The sequence below is a fragment of the Flagellimonas sp. genome (assembly GCF_965233845.1).
Lineage (GTDB): Bacteria > Bacteroidota > Bacteroidia > Flavobacteriales > Flavobacteriaceae > Flagellimonas.
In genome coordinates this window covers 2124050-2141222 of sequence record NZ_OZ247584.1, presented here as the reverse complement: position 1 = coordinate 2141222, position 17173 = coordinate 2124050, and the positions used below count along the sequence as shown (strand labels likewise).

Below are 17173 nucleotides of genomic sequence, written 5' to 3'. Positions count from 1 at the left end.
TATGAAAAAGGCAATTAACAAGATAGGCTTGTATGTACTGGCAATGACTTTCATACCCATATCCAGCTGTATTGAGCCCATTGATGTGACCTTTGAGAATTTTGAAAGTGCCATCGTTGTGGAGGCTACAATAACGGATAAAATGGAGGTTCAACGGGTCTTTCTTACACGGACCTTTGAGTTTGAGGATGACGGACCATCTATAGAACCTAACGCAACAGTGAGTATCAGCGGCGGTGGCAATACATTTCTGTTTGTAGAGAGTTCTCCCGGGGTTTATTTATCCCAGCAGGCCTTTGCCGCCCAACCCAATACGCCGTACCAATTATCCATCCAGACCCAAGACGGAAGGTCATATAATTCTACTGAGATGACCCTGACCCAGGCCACCCAGATTGATGAAGTAAGGGCGGAACGGATTACCAACGATTTTGGGGAGGAAGGTGTAGGGATTTTTGTGGATAGTTTTGACCCCACAGGGAATTCGGTAAACTATCGGTATCAATATGAGGAAACCTATAAAATAATAGCCCCTTTTTGGACACCAAACGACTTGGAGAAAGTTCCGGCAAATGAAGCAGAGGTTTTTTGCGAGGTTCGATTGATACCCGATACCGTTTCCAAAGAGACCTGTTTTACCACCGATTTTTCCAATGCCATTATTCAGACCAATACCAGTGATTTGGACGAAGATAGGGTTAGCAATTATATGGTAAGGTTCATTAATAGGAACAACTACATCATTTCACACAGGTATAGCATCTTGGTTAGGCAATTTGTGCAGTCTAATTCAGCCTTTAAATTTTACGAGACACTTAATGAGTTTTCAGGAAGCGATAGCTTCTTTTCCCAGACGCAACCAGGTTTCCTGGAAGGAAATATTAGCTCTACCACGAATACGGAAGAAAAAGTATTGGGTTATTTTGATGTGGCTACGGTACAGGAACAGCGATTATTTTTCAATTATGCTGATTTATTCCCCGGTGAAGACTTGCCCCCTTACATTGACCCATGTGCACGGTCATCACCTCCATTGGCTGTAGGTGTACCCCCAAGATGTGTTTTAAGCACGCAGGTGGAAGAAAATCTGGTGCGGTATGTTGGTAATAACGATAGCCCCGAACAAACAGAAGGGCCTTTTACCATTGTGCCAACAGTATGTGGGGATTGTACGGAAATAGGAAAGGTTGCCGTACCGGAATTTTGGATTGAAGATTAACAAGACAAGCAAGAAATGAAAAACGTTTTGTCTCATATGAAATATTATTTTGCCATAAGCTGTTTGGCACTGATCCTAAATGGTTGTATAGAACCTTTTGATGGAGAATTTGTGGATTTTCAAAGTGCTTTGGTCATAGAGGCTACCATTACCAATGAGTTAAAGAACCAGCAGGTAATACTCTCAAGAACCTATGAATTTGAGGCTGATGGGCCAATAGCGGAGTCCAACGCTACGGTAAGGCTGATGGCCAATGGAAACGCCATCGCATTTCAGGACTCTGGAGATGGGGTCTATATTTCCGAAGAACCGTTTGCCGCACAATCCGGGGTAGAGTACCAACTGGATATCACCACCCAGGATGGTAGAACCTATGGTTCAGCAATGACGCAGCTGACTGCAACCACATCGTTGGATGAGGTAAGGGCAGAACGAATAACCAGTGACTTGGGGGAAGATGGGATGGGTATTTTTGTTGACAGTTTTGATCCTACAGGAAGTTCCAAAAATTACCGCTATGAGTTTATAGAGACCTATAGGGTTATTGCTCCCACATGGACGCCCATTTCACTGATTGGAGACCCTGCAGGAGGATGTAATGTTATCAAGGTTCCCAATAACACAGATGAGGAAATCTGCTATCCTACGGATTTTTCCAACGAAATAATTCTTACTTCCACTGAGGATTTGGAAGAGGATAGGGTAAGTAATTTTATGGTTCGGTTCATCAGTAGGGACAATTATATTATTTCGCATAGGTACAGTATCTTGGTAAGACAATATGTACAATCCAATGCCGCTTATACCTTTTTTGAGACACTGAATGAACTTTCCGGATCTGAAAGTTTGTTTAGCCAAACACAACCCGGCTTTTTGGAGGGCAACGTGTTTTCAAAAGAAACGGAGGAGGAAACCGTCATTGGGTTTTTTGACGTGGTCTCGGTAGATGAAAAAAGATTGTTTTTCAATTACAATGATTTTTACCCAGGAGAACCACTGCCTCCTTATGTAGAAAATTGTAGACCAAGTGCTCCGCCGCTGGTCTCGCAAGGAGGCACCTGCGTTTTACGACCCATCATTGAAAGTGGTTTAGGGGTCTATGTAGCGGACAACAGTCCACCAGCTTTGGGTGAAGGGCCTTTTAAAATTGCTCCCAGGGTCTGTGGTGATTGTAGGGAATTGGGAACCTCGGAAATACCTGATTTTTGGATAGAATGATGATTGGCAAACCCGTATATATAACCCCTTCTCTCATCTTATTGATGCTCCCAAATTATGGGTGTATTGAAGAGTTTAAGGCAGAGTTTGCGGATTTTGAGAGCACCTTGGTCATAGAGGCTACCATTACGGATGAGTTCAAGCCCCAAGAGGTACTTTTGTCCAGGGCCTACAGGATTCAGGATGAGGACATCCAAATGGAAGCTGGTGCGATTGTTTCCGTTATTTCCAGTGATGGACAAGAGTTCTCTTTTCAAGAGCAGGACAATGGAAAGTACGTTTCAAATGTGTCCTTTGCGGCCTTACCTCAGCTTACCTATCAATTGGCAGTTGAAACCCAGGATGGGGAATCATATAGTTCCACAGCCATGGGTTTACCCCAAGTGGCGAGGTTGGACAGTGTTTATGCCAAGCGTTTCACCAACGACCTTGGGGAAAACGGAATGGGAATTTTTGTTGATGCCTTGGTTCCTTCTGGTACCACATCTGGTTTTTATAGATATGAATATGAGGAAACCTACAAGATAGTAGCGCCCTTCTGGGACCCTGTGGAGTTGGAGGTCGTGGAAACTCCTTCTCCACATATTGTCAAAGTGCCTAGGTCGCTGGATGAAAGGGTATGTTATGCCTCCTTTGATTCCAACAGAATAATTCTTGCGGACACGGAAGATCTTGATGGGGACAATGCCGAAAACATATTGGTTCGGTTTATTCCAAGTAATGACTATATCATTAGCCACAGATACAGTATTTTGGTTAGGCAATACTCCTTATCTGCACAAGCGCATGCGTTCTTTGAGACCTTAAACGAATTTTCCTCTAGCGAGAGTCTATTTTCTGAAACGCAGCCCGGATTTTTGCAAGGCAACGTCTCTGGGAATACAAACAATGAAAAGGTATTAGGCTATTTTGATGTGGTAAATGTGGATGAAAAAAGAATCTTTTTTAACTATTCGGATTTTTACCCGATGGAAGATTTACCACCTTATGTAGACCCTTGTCAGTTCAATACACCGACTATTGGCTTGATTGATTTGGTGCGCTGGGATTGGGTGAAGTACATAGATGACAATTTCATTGGTTCGGGTTTGGGATCAGGACCATATATAACGGTTCCTCAGGTTTGTGGGGATTGTACAGCACTAGGTACCTCCGAGGTGCCTGATTTTTGGATAGAATAAAATAAAATTATGAAGTATAGTATCATCACATTGTTGTTAAGCGTATTTACTTTATCCGGTTTTGCGCAAACCTCAAACGCAACAATTCAAGGGAAGATGTTGAAAAACGTTCTCCAAGAAAAGGTGTTTGTGCAGACCAACGAGTCACTTTTGTTTTCAGGAGAGTACTTGCGATACAAATTATACTGTTTGGAAACCCAAGGAAGACGACTCACCAACATTAGTAAAATAGCCTATGTGGCGTTAGTGGATCAAGATGGCGAGTCGGTATTCACCCACAAGATCAGGCTTACTGATGGTGCTGGATATGGAGACTTTTTTGTTCCGACCTCAATTCCAACGGGAAGTTATAAACTATTGGGCTATTCCCAATGGATGCAGAATTTTGGAACGGATTCTTTCTTCCAATCGGATATCCATATCATTAATCCCTACCAGCCTGTCCCCGAAAGCTATTTGGCAGCTGAACCTGATTCAACCCAGGCAACCCCTTTGATTCCAGCCCCAAGGGTTTTGGAGGTGCCTATGACAAGTACTGAGGGAGGGGTCAAGGTGAGCTTGGACAAGAATGAACTTGGCGCCAGGGAAAAATTGATGGTACGGATAGATGCCGACAACTCCGAATCAAAAAATGGAAATTACTCCATCTCCATTAGAAAATTGGAAGATTTAAGTGCTCCTAAAAAGATGAGTGCAACAGAATTTACCAAGCGCTATTTGAATGGAGGATCCAATTCAGGTATAAATTCCCAAAAAGTGGATTTACCCGAACTTAGGGGAGAGGTGGTTTCAGGAACCATTGTGAATAAAGAAACCAAAACACCCGTACAAGATGTGAGGGTTTCCATTTCATTACCGGGGGATAAGTATCTCTTTAAAGTTGCCTCAACCAATGAAAGAGGAAGATTCAGGTTCCTTTTTGACCAAGAGTATAGTAACGTAACGGGTGCTTTGCAGATTTTGGCTGATAATTGGGATGCTTATAAAATCGTTATGGATGAAGCACCTAAGAAGTATGTTGGAATCCAAGTTGATGATTTCAAGATTTCCAGAGCTATGGAGGATTATATTCTTCAAAAAAGTATTCAAAATCAGATAGAAAATGGCTTTAGGGAGGTGAAATCGGATTCCGTTATTCCTGCCAGCCATGAACAACCTTACTATCGAAAGTTTAGCGTGAACTACAACTTGGATGATTATACCCGTTTCAACACTATAGAGGAAACCATTATTGAGGTAGTGGATCAACTATCCGTGAGGAGACTCCAAAATGGTGACCGCGCCTTTGAAATTAGACCAGAAGAAGGATTTACGGACTTGGCCCTTTTACCCATGGTGTTTGTAGACGGACTTTTTATCAAGAAGCATGAGGATTTTATGGACTTCAGCGCCAAAAAGATCCAAACCATTGAATTTTCCCGTGATAAGGTAATATTGGGGCCACATGTGTTTCAGGGTGTACTTCATTTTAAAACAATAGAAGGAGGTTTTTACAATGATTTCTTTACCCCGCATATTGTCAATGTTGATTTGTTCAAGCCACAGGTGCGCAAGGACCACTTTAAGCAAACATATAATACCAACGATTTACAGAACCGTGTGCCGGACTTTAGACACCAACTTTTATGGGAGCCAGAACTGGATTTATCCAAGGGTTCTGAAGAGATTGTCCTATACACTTCTGATGTCCCGGGAACCTATCAGTTGATCCTAGAGGGCTTTTCGTCAATTGGAAACCCGGTATCCGTCAAACGGGAGTTCACCGTTAAGTAGTTCCTTTCTATTTTGTGGGCCACAGAGCAACTAACAGCTCTGATGGTGAACTATGCTAACAAAAGTCTATGGCAGTGCCGTATTTGGGGTCGAGGCCCAAACCATAATCGTAGAAGTAAATGTAGACCAAGGAGTAGGGTACCATTTGGTAGGTTTACCGGATAATGCCATTAAGGAAAGCAATTATAGGATTGCTGCCGCATTGCAAAACAATGGGTATCGCATACCTGGGAAGAAGATTACCATAAACATGGCACCCGCGGATTTGCGAAAGGAAGGTTCGGCGTACGATCTTACCCTTGCATTGGGAATCCTCGTAGCTTCCAACCAGATTAAAGCAGCCAACATTGGGGAGTACCTTATTATGGGGGAGTTGTCGCTTGATGGTACCGTTAGCTCTATTAAAGGGGCATTGCCCATTGCCATTAAAGCCAAAGAGGAAGGTTTTAAGGGATTTATCCTACCTGAAGAAAATGTCAAAGAAGCTGCTGTCGTGGAAGGATTGGAGGTCTATGGTGTTACAAATATCCAGGAGGTCATAGATCATTTCAATTCTGGAAAACCGTTGAGGCGGACCCAATTGGATCCACAAAAAGAGTTCTATAAAAATCTGGATTATCCTGAATATGATTTTTCCGATGTCAAAGGGCAGGAAAGCATTAAACGATGCATGGAGATTGCGGCCGCTGGAGGTCACAACATTATATTGATTGGACCTCCTGGCTCAGGAAAAACCATGTTGGCCAAACGGTTGCCTTCAATTTTACCGCCCATGACCCTTCAAGAAGCATTGGAAACCACTAAAATTCACAGTGTTGTGGGCAAAGTGAAAAATTCAGGTCTGATGAGCCATAGACCCTTTCGAAACCCACACCATACCATTAGCAGTGCAGCTTTGGTGGGAGGAGGGAGCTATCCCCAACCGGGAGAGATTTCCCTTTCGCACAATGGAGTACTTTTTTTGGATGAGCTGCCGGAATTTGAGCGGAGGGTACTTGAAGTAATGCGACAACCCATGGAAGATAGGGAGGTAACCATTGCCCGGGCAAAATTCACAGTGACCTATCCCAGCAGTTTTATGTTGGTGGCAAGTATGAATCCAAGTCCTGGAGGTTATTTCAATGATCCGGATGCCCCGGCGGTTTCATCCCCAACGGAAATGCAGCGCTATTTGGGAAAAATATCAGGGCCCTTGCTGGACAGGATTGATATTCATATTGAGGTTGCCCCGGTTCCTTTTGAAAAGCTCGCTAACGACCAAAAAGCAGAGAGCAGTTTGGAAATCAGAAGACGGGTTATAAGGGCTAGGGATATTCAGACTTCGCGGTTTCAAAATTTGGAAACGGTACACTACAACGCCCAAATGAATACCAAACAAATTAGGCAATACTGCATTTTAACCCAGGAAACAAAGGAGCTGTTACAGAGTGCCATGGAGCGCTTAAACCTTTCGGTCCGCGCATATGACCGTATTCTTAAGGTGGCCAGAACCATAGCAGATTTAGAGGGGAATACTCAAATATCTGCCAGTCATATCTCAGAGGCCATTCAATATAGAAGTCTTGATAGGGAAGGATGGTTGGGGTAACCCTAGTTATAGGTTTTTAACAAAAATGTTCTGTGATATTTTTTAAACAGGACTATGGATAGGTATAGCTGTAATGGTCTTGCTCCCAGCTTCTTTTTGAATTTATGGGTAGACTTATTGAGATAATCAGATATGCTATAGAATGTGTCAACTCCCTCTTGTTTAAGCAATTCATAGGTTGCATGTCTTAGATATGGAGCAATGTTTTTTCCCCTATAATTCTGAAAAGTGTACATGTTGAGCAGATAGGCCTCGTTTTTCTTAAGTTTCATTTTTTTACCCTTGAAAACAAAGTCCCTTTGTTCTGCACAATGGAATGCTGCTATTTGATTATTGTGTTTTAGACCTATTAATTTGGTGCCCTTAAATTTCCGTAAAGAACCCCTTTTCATAGATTTTACTTCTTGGTCGGACAAGAAACTGACGGTATATTTTTCTTGGTCATCAGTTATCTGAGGGTGCTCATATTCATTAAAATCTTCTTGAACCCAATAATATGGTGCAAAGTCGAAGCCATTTCTGGACATGAAATTCTGCAACGTATGTAGAAACAAGCCATGCTTGATATTTGAGATCAGCAACTTATACTTGTAATTTTTGCTACTTTCCTGGGTATCCATTTAAGTCTATTTATGTAAAGTTCTTCCGTATGTGCCTTTGGTGCCAAGTTGTAGATGTTGTCTCAATTCGGATGGAGGCATGATCTTTCTTTCATTGGCTTGGGCAAGGGTATGAATCCTTTGGATTAAGTCTTTGTTTGATGCCAATTTGGTGCGCTTGGTATCATACCAGATATTGTCCTCAATTCCAACGCGAACACCACCACCCATAGCTATTCCAATAGAGTTCATCTTCAACTGGGCGTTTCCAATTCCCGCCAAGCTCCAATGGGATTGCTCCGGTAAATCGTTTATCATTACCCCTGCATTTAAAAGATTTGCCTGAGCACAGGCAATATTTCCAAGAATTAAATTGAAGTAAAAAGGAGGTTGGATCAATCCTTTTTTCGCCAGATATTTTGCGTAATTGATCATTCCAATGTCGAAGGCTTCAAGTTCGGGAACAATACCCCTGTCCAACATCGCTTTGGCCAGTTTTTGTATCATTTCTGGGGAATTGGTACTTGCTGTGGCATTAAAATTCAACGAGCTAAGGGTCAAGCTTCCCATATCTGGTTTAAGGGAACCCTCCAAGAATAGAGGTTCCGAGCGTTTCTCAAATTCAGAAAAATTCCGACCACTGAGTGAAACACAAATCACCAGTTCCGGTTCGTATTTTCTAATACCTTCTATGATCTGACCATAAATGTCCTTTTTATAGGTGGGGACTCCAGTTTTTGCATCACGGGCGTGAAGGTGAACCATTGTGATTCCCAATTCTGAAGCTTCGAGGACCTGGTCAATTATTTCGGGGACCACCACGGGAACATGGGGAGTCATTTCCTTGGTAGGAATCATTCCTGTTGGTGTAAAATTTACTACTAAGTTTTCACCCATGGCTTTTAATGTCTATAGAACTTTTCATAAAAATAGATGGTGATTTGAAAATGACACAGAAAATCGGTTGGCTGTTGTTTTTTTTGGATATGTAGCGTTTTTGGACCTGAAAAACGAAGACCATTTCACAATGTTAACACCTCTGGACTCGTTATTGTGCTGTTTTAGAGCAATCTACCAACCCCGTAAATTGAAACTAAAATGGATAGGTTATTTAGGGTATTTTCATTTTAAACATGACCAATATCTTTTAACGTATATAATTGATTTTAAACGATTTCTTTATTTAAGCATGGCAATCTTGATTACTTTCAACGGCCACAACGGATATTAACCTTAATCAACCTTTGCCAAAATGAGCACGAAAGTTTGTGTAATTGGAGCTGGCCCGTCTGGGCTAGTGGCAGTAAAAGAGCTGTTGAAGCAAAATATTGAAGTAGTATGCTATGAAGCCGAAGATAGTTTTGGCGGCGCTTTCAGAGACATAGATAAGGGCGGGAGGTCCTATGATTCCCTGGAACTTACGGTATCCAATTATTTTATGGCCTATTCCGATTTCATGCCTGACCCCAAGGAAGAGAGAAGGTTTTGGAAGGTGTCGGAATATCGGGAATATTTAAAAGACTATATCGGGCATTTTGATCTAGAGCAACATCTGCACTATGCGCACAAGGTTCTGAGTACGGACATTCAAGGAAATTCGGTTGTTGTTGAAGTTGAGCATCAAGGTGAGGTCCGAAAAGAAAAATTTGACCATTTAGTGATTTGCACGGGGAGTAATTTCATTCCCTATTCTCCAATGTTCAAAGGACAATCTGATTTTGAAGGCGAGATTGTTCATTCCAGTGAATATAAAAATGGTGAGTCCTTTAAAGGCAAAAAAGTTGTGTGTATTGGTATAGGGGAATCTGGAGCGGACATCATCCATGAAATTTCGCAAACTACCTCATGCAGGGTATTGGTTAGGGAATTTCCAAATATTGTTCCTAGATGGTCTGCAGGTTATACCAGCGATTCCTATACTTCACACAGTCTCAATTCCATGGGAAAAAAAGGAGTGGACCATTTCATGAAATTCATGGCATGGAAGTATTTGAAGTTTGGCAAAAATGTTGGGTCCACTGAGAAACTGGTGCAACAGTGGATTTATGAAAGAAAGTCCTTCATGGGTAAATTCCTTACCAAGAGTGATGTGTTCCTTCAGGATATCCTTGATGGACGATTGGAAATCACAAGGGACGAAATTGATTATTTGACCAAGAATACCATTGTTACCAAAGGTGGTGAGACCATTGAAACGGATGTTCTTGTGCTGAACACTGGTTACGAAACAAAATTTGAGTATGTAAAAGAGGGCAAGGATTTTGAAAATCCAAGGAATCTCTACAAACATATGATACATCCAAAACATGGACTTCTAATTAGCTTAATAGGGTGGGCCAGGCCTACGCAAGGAGGACTTCCGGCCTGTTCGGAAATTCAGGCGCGTTATATGGCCTTGCTACTATCAGGAAATAAAAAGCTTCCGGACGCTATGAAGATGAAGGAGGTTATTGAGAGGGATAGGCGTTTTAACGAAAAGTTTTTCTCAGATAGTGTGAACATCAAGTCTTTGGTCAACTACCATGACTTTATGAACGACATGTCCAAATTAGTAGGCTGTAGACCGAAGTACTTTAACATTAAAGATCTTAAGTTTTCCACAAAGCTGTTTTTCGGATCACACTTACCTGCTTTTTATAGACTTAATGACCCAGCCTATGCAAGCACGGCCAAAAAAACAATAAAACACTTACCAACGGCATATTCGGCTAAAAGAAGTTCCATCATGTTGTTGATTTTACTTAGTCACAAGCCCTTTGAGCAGCTTTCAAGGTTGTTTGCCAGAACTTTTGGAGTCGGTCATTCCAAAACTTCCGATCAAGCTATGATGTAGCATCACTGCTTGCAATCTACTTTTTTAAACAGCTGTGAGTCAATGTTCTAAAAAAAAGGCGAAAAAACTCCTTTTCTTCTAAAAAATAAGTTAAATCCTACATCAATCCTATTTTCTGACACGAATAGGCCGTAATTTTGCGCCCGTTTTAAGAAAAATGAGCTATGCAGTGTGTGGAATTGAATCCCGTGGGCAACTTTGACCCTTGGGACCAAAAAATGATAGATGAACTCCTCCATAACGATTTAAAGGAATCTCTTGGTGATCGATTGGTGTTCGAAAATGAGACCGTAAAACTATGGGACATACGTTTGGAACCTGGTGAAAGACTTCCGTTTAGAAAGCACAATACCAATTACAATTGGGTTTGCGTTACAGGTGGACTAGCCCTTACCCGTCATGGTAATGGTAAAATTAGCATGGTAAAACTAGAGCCAGGAGATACCGAATATTGGGAGTTTAGGGGAAAAAACTACACCAATGATCTTGAGAACATTGGTGATAGGACCATTGCCATCAATGTCTTGGAATACAAAGAGGTCAACACGGATTGGAAACCTGCTTATTCCAACTAGATCACTTTGATGTTGGCCTTCAGTCCTTCAATAATTCCAAGAATGTTTTGGACCGTATCCTCTAAATAGTATTTAATGGCCAAGTGGGGTATCCGAATGGTGGTAAACCCATTTTTAAAGGAATGCATGGCCTCCTCTAGGTCGCTAATGGCCTGCTCGTGGGTTATGGTATTGTAATCCTTATCAATTTCAATATTCAGTTTTACCCTGGATATGGCTAAATCAACGGATTTTTTTCCATCCCACCATTCCAACATGGGATGGGCACCCGCTTCTTTCAAAGCATAGAAAAGATGAACAGCCTCAATTGGGGTACTGTTGTTAAGGATAATTTTCTTGATGAGTTTGGTATGCCGCTCACATAGCGCAACACCTAAGGATTCGGTGGACGCTGCATGCTGTTCATGTCCAATTTCTTTACCACAGTCTTTACAGATCATGAGTATCGGTTAAGTTTTAGGTCAATTATTTGATTTGGGATTATTATAACTTCGAGATTTTCATAATCGTATACATATTCGATGTAAAACATCCCATTTTTAGATGAAATGCATTTTTTTGGATGAAATGCATCATTCTAATGAATTCTACTTATTTTGAAAACCTATAATCAAACCCCCTTATGTTTAAAAAAATAGGGCCAGGAATTCTAGTTGCGGCCGCCTTTGTGGGCCCGGGCACCATTACGGTATGTATCCTTGCGGGAGTGCATTTTGGTTACAGCTTGCTTTGGGCTGTACTGGTATCGGTGATTGCTACCGTAATTCTGCAGGAGATGTCCGGCAGGATTGGCGTGTTTACCCAAAAAGGACTCATGGAAGTCGTAAAGGGAGAAATAGGGGTTGACTGGGTAAGAAATTTGGTGATCGCTTTGGTTCTGTTTGCCATCCTGGTTGGCAATGCAGCTTATGAGGCAGGAAATATTGGCGGCGCTACCTTGGGGCTGGAAGGGCTTTTGGGGGATGGATTTTCCCAATTTTATCCGCTCTTTGTTGGTGTCATGGCATTTCTGTTGTTATGGTTCAGTGGGTATAAGACTTTGGAAAAAGTATTTGTAGCCCTTGTGGGTTTAATGGGGGTCTGCTTTTTAATTGCCGCCCTAATGACCAAACCCGAAGTTTTGGACATTGTTCAAAATATGTTTGTGCCCAATCTACCAGAAGGAGGACTGTTAACCGTTATTGCCCTTGTGGGAACTACGGTGGTTCCTTACAATTTGTTTTTGCACGCCTCCCTGGTGAAAGAAAAATGGAAATCCCATGATGATTTGAAAACAGCCAAATGGGACACCGTAATTTCCATAGGACTGGGTGGATTGGTGTCCATGTCCATTTTAATTACCGCGGCCTCGGCTCCATTAAGTGAGGTCACCAATGTTATGGACCTTGCGGTGGGTCTGGAACCCTTGTTTGGGAAGAGTGCCATTTATTTTATTGCATGCGGACTGTTGGCAGCGGGAATCACTTCCGCAATAACAGCACCCCTGGCTGCAGCATTTGTGGCCAACAGTTGTTTGGGCTGGGAGGGAATGCAGGATAAAAGGTTTAAAATGGTTTGGATGGTCATTTTGTTTTTGGGCGTATGCTTCTTGTCCTTTGATATCAAGCCCATTCAGGTGATTCAATTTGCCCAAGTTGCCAACGGAATGGTGTTGCCTATAATGGCCATCTTGCTGCTTTGGATAGTCAATAGAACATCCGTGATGGGGAAGCATAAAAACACCCTCTTCCAAAATATTATCGGGTTTGCTATTGTTGCTTTCTCCATTTTTTTGGGCGCTAAAAGTATCATGAAAGTCCTGGGATTGGTATAGATGAAAAGTTGGTCAATAGATATTAACTGTGACGTGGGCGAGGGTGTGGGCAACGAAGCCCTGATTTTTCCTTTGATAAGTTCCTGTAATGTTGCCTGTGGAGGTCATGCAGGGGACCTTGGCACTATGACCCAAGTGGTGAAATTGGCAAAAAGGCACGGGATAAAGGTCGGCGCGCATCCCTCATACCCAGACAAAGCCAATTTTGGAAGGGTGGTCATGACCATTTCGGATGAAGAGCTTCACGACAGTATTTTAAACCAACTTCAGGAATTTGATACAATTCTCCGCCAAGAATCCGTAAAACTGAATCATATAAAAGCACATGGTGCATTGTACAACGAATCGGCTAAAAATGAACGAGTGGCCCGTTTGCTTTTGGATGCCATACAGACCTATGGGGCAAAAGTTCCTTTGTATGCTCCTTTTGGTTCTGTGATGGCTAGGATTGCCAAGGAGAGTGGCTATGAAGTGCATTATGAGGCCTTTGGGGATAGAAGTTACAACTTGGACCTGAGTCTGGTCTCAAGAACACTGCCCAATGCTGTGATTCAGGAACCTGCCAAGGTATTGGAACAGGTGCTTCCCATCATAAAAAAAGGGAAAATTGTGACATTATCCGGGGAAACGGCAGATATAGAGGCCCAAACCATTTGCATTCATGGAGACACCCCTTCAGCATTTCAAATATTAACGTATCTTTCACAGCAATTGCCCCAACATGGGGTAGAAATACAAAAGTGAAAAAACTCCCCATCAGTATAAAACCGTTTGGACAAAGGGCTATCTTAATGGAGTGGCCAAGCGAGGTAAGCGAATCCGTGTTAGGGGAAATTCTGGAATTTGTGGACTGCTTTAAAAGCTTGGAACTCCCCGGATGGGAAATGTCCATCGCGTACAATTCCCTGACCTTGGTGAATTCCTTGGAAGATGTGGATTTTGAATCCATACAAAAGCAGATTCTGGATTGCCAGAAAGGCCAAAAAAAGCTTCAAAAAAAACGTGGGCGATTTTTATGGAAAATCCCCGTGTGCTATGACTCCGATTTGGGAATTGACTTGGAGGAAGTTTCTACGGCATTGGGAATTTCCCAAACTCAACTTATAACACTTCACACCTCACAAGAGTATATTGTTTACGGTTTAGGATTTCTTCCGGGGTTTATGTATTTGGGAGGTTTGCCAGAAGAATTGGAAATTCCCCGAAGAAAGGAACCCCGTCTGCATGTGGCCCAGGGCTCAGTGGGATTGGCTGGCAAACAAACCGGTATTTATCCCCAAGACTCCCCAGGGGGATGGCATATTATTGGGAGCTGCCCCACACCAATTTTCAATCCCACGGCGGAAGAACCATGTTTTGTCAGTGTGGGAGATAAAATTCAGTTTAAACAAATTTCCCGGGCCGAATACAACTTGAAAAAAATTGAAGCCGAAGTGGGTATTTTCAAACCTGAAAAAATAGCGTTGGATGATTAAAGTGCTCAAATCAGGTTTCTTTATGACGGTTCAGGACATGGGCCGGTTTGGCTACAGGGATATTGGTGTTCCAGTTTCTGGTGTCATGGATTCTGATTCGGCAACAAAGGCCAACAAATTATTGGATAATCCTAAGGAGGCTGCCCTCTTGGAAATAACCATGACGGGCCCCACCTTGCAATTTGAGGCTCCCACATATATCTGTCTTTCCGGAGCTTTTCTGTCACCCACGCTCAACAACAAGCCCATAGAAAACTATCAGGTGATTCAGGTCGCCAAAGGAGATATCTTATCCTATGGTAGGTTGGAAAAAGGATTTCGGTCCTATTTGGCAGTGAAAGGGGGGATACAAACCGATATGGTAATGGGCAGTAGATCTCAATACCACCCTGTTACACCAAAAAAATGTCTAAAGGATGGCAGTTCGGTAGCTTATGGGGAAACGGTATCTTTTGAACCTGCGATTTCTGGACTAAAGGTAGATAGGAAATTTGAAGAAGAAACCTTGGAAGTTTATAAGGGGCCTGAATTCTCCATGTTGTCGGATGCCCAGTTGGGTTCATTGTTTGGGAAATCATTTTCCATTTCGGAAAAAAACAACCGCATGGCCTACCAATTGGCAGAATTGATTCAGGGGCATAAACATTCCATGCTCACTTCAGGAACTATGCCCGGGACGGTACAGTTTACGCCCGCCGGAAAATTGATTATCCTAATGAAAGATGGACAAACCACAGGGGGCTATCCAAGAATTTTGCAATTGTCCGAGGATTCCATTTGTCAGCTGGCCCAGAAAAAGTTTGGGGACTCCATTTCATTTAAACTGATATAAAATTCATTTCCAGTTTGGTTTTTTATCTTAATTTTTTGTACACTTGAACTGTGAAAGCAAAAAATCTGATTAATAGCGTCGTCATTATTATTCCAGCCATGGAATGATACAGATGTCCTATTGATTTAGAAAAAGCCTGTATCCCATTAAAGATACAGGCTTTTTTTATGGTCCAAAAAAGAAATGGATATGGGATTTTAAATCAACTTAAAACGTTGATTTTCATAGAGATAAAGGTATATTATTTTAAATGGATTTAGAAGGTGTAAAACTGTTAAAAATATAGGGTTTCTGAAACATCTATCTTTGAATGATATAGTAAATTCAACAAGATTCCCGATCTGAAAGAAAATTAATAATGGAATTGAACAAACATAGTAAGAACGTTACCCAAAACCCTTCGCAACCCGCATCACAGGCCATGTTGTATGCCACAGGTTTAAAGGAGGAGGATATGAAAAAGGCACAAATTGCCATTGGTAGTACGGGCTACGATGGTAATCCCTGCAACATGCACTTGAACAGTATAGCACAGGAAATCAAAAAGCATGTTAACGAGACAGGGCAAGTGGGATTGACGTTCGGTACTATTGGAGTATCCGATGGAATCTCCATGGGAACATCGGGTATGAAATATTCGTTGGCTTCACGGGATATTATTGCCGACTCTATGGAAACGGTGATGAACGGGATGTCTTATGATGCATTGATCGGTGTTGTTGGATGCGATAAAAATATGCCTGGGGCCATTATTGCTATGCTCCGACTCAATAGACCATCTATAATGGTTTACGGTGGTAGCGTTGCTTCTGGAAACTATAAAGGGCGAAAGCTAAATATTGTATCTGCCTTTGAAGCTTTGGGACAGAAAATTGCAGGAGAAATCGACGAAGCTGAATACAAGGAAATCATTAAGAGAGCAATACCAGGGGCAGGTGCCTGTGGGGGGATGTACACGGCAAATACGATGGCATCATCCATAGAATGTATGGGAATGTCATTACCTTACAATTCATCTATTCCAGCCGTCAACCCCAACAAGCTTTCAGAGGCAGAACGTACTGCCCAAGCCATAAAAAATCTTTTGGAGCTCGATTTAAAACCAAAGGATATCGTTACAAAAAAATCCATTGAAAATGCAATTACCCTGGTCAATGCACTTGGTGGCTCTACCAATGCGGTATTGCATTATTTGGCCATTGCATATGCTGCAGATATCGAATTTACCTTGGAGGATTTTCAACGCATAAGTGATAAAACACCACTTATTGGGGATTTAAAACCTTCGGGAAAATACCTGATGGAAGATGTCCATGGTATTGGCGGAACCCCAAAGATTATGAAGTATTTGTTGGAACAAGGCTTTTTACATGGGGATTGTATGACCGTAACCGGGAAAACCTTAGCTGAAAACCTGAAAGATGTTGAAGCTATGGAATTTGAGGAGCAAGATTTGTTGTACAGCGTGGATAAGGCATTGAAATCTTCGGGTAACTTACAAATCCTTAAAGGAAACTTGGCAGAAGAAGGAGCTGTGGCAAAGATTTCTGGTAAAGAAGGCTTAAAGTTTGAAGGAAAAGCGGTGGTGTACGATAGTGAACCCGAAGCCAATGAAGGCATATCCAAAGGTGAAGTGGAAAAAGGGAATGTAGTCGTTATTCGCTATGTAGGACCCAAGGGAGGCCCAGGTATGCCCGAAATGCTTAAACCTACATCCATGATCATGGGGGCTGGTTTGGGAAAATCGGTTGCGTTGATCACGGATGGTCGTTTTTCTGGAGGAACCCATGGTTTTGTAGTGGGTCACGTAACCCCAGAAGCCCAAGAGGGAGGAGCCATTGCCCTTGTGGAGACTGGTGATTTAATTACCATTAGCGCTTTGGACAATTCCATTACCTTAAATATTTCAGATGAGGAAATGGAAAGAAGAAGGGCCAAATGGCAAGCTCCTCCATTAAAATTTACCAAAGGAATATTGTACAAGTACGCAAGATCTGTAGCATCGGCTTCAGAAGGATGCGTTACCGATAAATATTAAAAAAAATGTCGTTTCTGCCAATGCGGGAA

15 protein-coding genes are annotated in these 17173 nt (G+C 42.1%); 12 read left to right on the top strand and 3 right to left on the bottom strand.

Features of this window, described 5'->3' with window-relative positions:
- Position 1: 1 nt before the first annotated feature.
- Genes ACO6S0_RS09345 through ACO6S0_RS09325 form a run of 5 tightly spaced genes read left to right on the top strand, consistent with a single transcriptional unit; the run spans position 2 to position 6979 of the window.
- Positions 2-1219 (top strand): DUF4249 domain-containing protein, encoded by a 1218-nt coding sequence (locus ACO6S0_RS09345; protein WP_422351723.1) that lies wholly within the window; start codon positions 2-4, stop codon positions 1217-1219.
- A gap of 36 nt (positions 1220-1255) precedes the next feature.
- On the top strand, positions 1256-2437 hold the full coding sequence (locus ACO6S0_RS09340; protein WP_422351722.1) for a DUF4249 domain-containing protein: 1182 nt from the start codon (positions 1256-1258) through the stop codon (positions 2435-2437).
- Positions 2434-3618 carry a DUF4249 domain-containing protein gene (locus ACO6S0_RS09335; protein ID WP_422351721.1) on the top strand — a complete coding sequence of 395 codons (1185 nt, stop codon included), beginning with the start codon at positions 2434-2436 and terminating at the stop codon, positions 3616-3618. The genes ACO6S0_RS09340 and ACO6S0_RS09335 overlap by 4 nt, the downstream gene beginning before the upstream one ends.
- 9 nt (positions 3619-3627) lie before the next feature.
- On the top strand, positions 3628-5391 hold the full coding sequence (locus ACO6S0_RS09330) for a hypothetical protein (protein ID WP_422351720.1): 1764 nt from the start codon (positions 3628-3630) through the stop codon (positions 5389-5391).
- 52 nt (positions 5392-5443) lie between these two features.
- On the top strand, positions 5444-6979 hold the full coding sequence (locus ACO6S0_RS09325) for a YifB family Mg chelatase-like AAA ATPase (protein ID WP_422351719.1): 1536 nt from the start codon (positions 5444-5446) through the stop codon (positions 6977-6979).
- Positions 6980-6981: 2 nt separating this feature from the next.
- On the opposite strand, the gene ACO6S0_RS09320 is transcribed toward ACO6S0_RS09325, so the two are convergent.
- Complete coding sequence (locus tag ACO6S0_RS09320) at positions 6982-7599, bottom strand: GNAT family N-acetyltransferase (protein WP_422351718.1); 618 nt, start codon at positions 7597-7599, stop codon at positions 6982-6984.
- Between the two features lie 6 nt (positions 7600-7605).
- Complete coding sequence (locus ACO6S0_RS09315; RefSeq protein WP_422351717.1) at positions 7606-8475, bottom strand: 3-keto-5-aminohexanoate cleavage protein; 870 nt, start codon at positions 8473-8475, stop codon at positions 7606-7608.
- 355 nt (positions 8476-8830) lie between these two features.
- Between ACO6S0_RS09315 and ACO6S0_RS09310 the strand changes: the two genes are divergently transcribed.
- Positions 8831-10411 carry a flavin-containing monooxygenase gene (locus ACO6S0_RS09310; protein ID WP_422351716.1) on the top strand — a complete coding sequence of 527 codons (1581 nt, stop codon included), beginning with the start codon at positions 8831-8833 and terminating at the stop codon, positions 10409-10411.
- 164 nt (positions 10412-10575) lie between these two features.
- The gene (locus ACO6S0_RS09305; protein ID WP_422351715.1) at positions 10576-10986 is read left to right on the top strand and encodes a hypothetical protein; all 411 of its coding nucleotides are present in this window, start codon (positions 10576-10578) and stop codon (positions 10984-10986) included.
- Here the strand turns inward: ACO6S0_RS09305 and ACO6S0_RS09300 are convergent.
- Positions 10983-11426 (bottom strand): hypothetical protein, encoded by a 444-nt coding sequence (locus tag ACO6S0_RS09300; protein WP_422351714.1) that lies wholly within the window; start codon positions 11424-11426, stop codon positions 10983-10985. The genes ACO6S0_RS09305 and ACO6S0_RS09300 overlap by 4 nt on opposite strands.
- A gap of 182 nt (positions 11427-11608) precedes the next feature.
- Between ACO6S0_RS09300 and ACO6S0_RS09295 the strand changes: the two genes are divergently transcribed.
- From ACO6S0_RS09295 to ilvD, 5 genes are all read left to right on the top strand, one after another.
- Positions 11609-12799, top strand: coding sequence for an Nramp family divalent metal transporter (locus ACO6S0_RS09295; protein WP_422351713.1), 1191 nt, complete (start codon positions 11609-11611; stop codon positions 12797-12799).
- Positions 12800-13543 (top strand): 5-oxoprolinase subunit PxpA, encoded by a 744-nt coding sequence (pxpA, locus tag ACO6S0_RS09290; protein WP_422351712.1) that lies wholly within the window; start codon positions 12800-12802, stop codon positions 13541-13543.
- On the top strand, positions 13540-14274 hold the full coding sequence (pxpB, locus tag ACO6S0_RS09285; protein ID WP_422351711.1) for a 5-oxoprolinase subunit PxpB: 735 nt from the start codon (positions 13540-13542) through the stop codon (positions 14272-14274). Before pxpA ends, pxpB begins: the two co-directional genes overlap by 4 nt.
- A complete protein-coding gene (locus ACO6S0_RS09280) occupies positions 14267-15106 on the top strand; it encodes a biotin-dependent carboxyltransferase family protein (protein ID WP_422351710.1) in 840 nt (279 codons plus the stop codon). The genes pxpB and ACO6S0_RS09280 overlap by 8 nt, the downstream gene beginning before the upstream one ends.
- Positions 15107-15464: 358 nt before the next feature.
- Positions 15465-17144, top strand: coding sequence for a dihydroxy-acid dehydratase (ilvD, locus tag ACO6S0_RS09275; protein ID WP_422351709.1), 1680 nt, complete (start codon positions 15465-15467; stop codon positions 17142-17144).
- The last annotated feature ends 29 nt before the right edge of the window (positions 17145-17173 follow it).